Raw genomic sequence first — 1,479 nt, 5'->3', positions numbered from 1 at the left:
GAGCCGCGATCGTCTGCCTACTCGCCGCAGACCTCAACTTCGACCAGGCTGCAGATCAGCGGGCTGACCTCAAGGCAAGCACCACTCCCGCGCCAGCGGGTTCGTACAAGTCCCAGGGCCGGTCGTTTCAGCCGCAACCGCAGGTTTCGGATGGCAGCAATCGCCAAGCCTTCCTCGAGCGCTATGGTGTCGGCTATGAATTCATCGGCGGTTCGGGCTTCCAGGTTTAGCTTGCCAAGCAGTTCGGCAGGGAAATCGGAGATGTTTTCGGTGACGATGGCCTGGGCCTGTGTCTTGACCGCCGCGGCTACGACATGCTCGTCCTTGGGGTCGGGCAGCCCCAGTGGCTGTGCGAGGATTTCGTTGAAGTCCTCGACCATGGCATCGGGGAAGGCCGTCGTCATGGCATCGATGGCCGCTCGAGCTCGTGCTTGGCCATTGGTGGTGCCTCGCTGGCTATGCAGCTTGACCAAGGCTGTTTGGGTCTCGTCCAGGATCGGCACCGACCACCGCAAGCGGAAGAATTCTGCTTCCGCAAGGCTCAGTAGAAGATTGCGCCGCACTACGCTGACCAGCGAACAGGCATCGACGAGGGCCGTGTAGCGATTGGCGAACATGGTTTTGATCAAATCAGATCGGCATCGCCTGCGATCAGCGTATCGAGAGCCCGGCCTCGCTCAGCATCGCGCCTTTCTTTGAAGGCGAACACATCCTCGGCCCGGACGCGCCGATGTCGGCCGACCAAGGAATGCGGCATGGCGTTCTGCTCCAGCAGCTTGATGAAATAGGGACGAGACACGTTGAGCAGGTCGGCGGCCTGCTGCGTGGTCAAGAGCTCCTGGATCGGGACCAGCGTCACCGCATGCCCGCTCCCGACATGCCTCAGGACGTCGAGTAAGAGGTCTGACATCGCCGGGGTCAACGTGATTTCTACGGGCTGCCGCTCATCCGTGACCTGCAGGCGCAAAGTGGCATCACCGGCTTTGTGGGCCGCCAGGATCTGGCGCAGCTGGTTCGCGATCAGGCGATCGTCGGCAGACGGCAGTCGGCCGCCAAAGGGCTCTGAATGGGCGGGCAAGGTCATGGCTGGCACTCCAATTCGGCCGCATCCTATGCGCTATAATCGAAATATTCGCAACGAATAAACAGGGGCGGGGCACCGGGGCGTCACCAGTCAGCTGTGGTCGGGAACCGGTTCATCGAAAAACGCTGGGTGTCAGTGATCCAACCGTGCCCGGGCTGTCCTAGCGCGGGCGTTTGATGATCGTCAGGAGGCGGCCCGTCTACAACAAGGTCTTTTGATGTTCATACGCGATCATCAAACCTGCGATGCCCGTGGCTGACGCGGAGAATACGACCGCATGAAGACTGCCGTCATCGGTGAGGATGAGGATGGCCGTGTCGTCTACAACCGAACGCTGGGCGAGTTCGCCAAGCATTACGGCTTCCTGCCCAAGGCTTGCCGCGCCTATCGGCCTG

2 protein-coding genes and 1 pseudogene are annotated in these 1,479 nt (G+C 61.2%); 1 reads left to right on the top strand and 2 read right to left on the bottom strand.

The genetic code is table 11. The annotated features are described in order from the left end of the window. Window positions 1-17: 17 nt before the first annotated feature. Window positions 18-617, bottom strand: coding sequence for a PIN domain-containing protein (locus H7F49_RS19185; protein ID WP_185685149.1), 600 nt, complete (start codon window positions 615-617; stop codon window positions 18-20). 8 nt (window positions 618-625) lie between these two features. Beyond that, a complete protein-coding gene (locus H7F49_RS19180; protein ID WP_185685148.1) occupies window positions 626-1,084 on the bottom strand; it encodes a helix-turn-helix domain-containing protein in 459 nt (152 codons plus the stop codon). 268 nt (window positions 1,085-1,352) lie between these two features. On the opposite strand from H7F49_RS19180, the pseudogene H7F49_RS19175 reads away from it, so the two are divergent. Further along, window positions 1,353-1,479, top strand: a pseudogene (locus tag H7F49_RS19175) (IS21-like element IS5376 family transposase); the annotation flags it as partial.

The organism is Novosphingobium aerophilum, from assembly GCF_014230305.1.
GTDB lineage: Bacteria > Pseudomonadota > Alphaproteobacteria > Sphingomonadales > Sphingomonadaceae > Novosphingobium > Novosphingobium aerophilum.
Note: the sequence above shows the minus strand (reverse complement) of the source record. Positions and strands in the feature narration are given on the sequence as shown.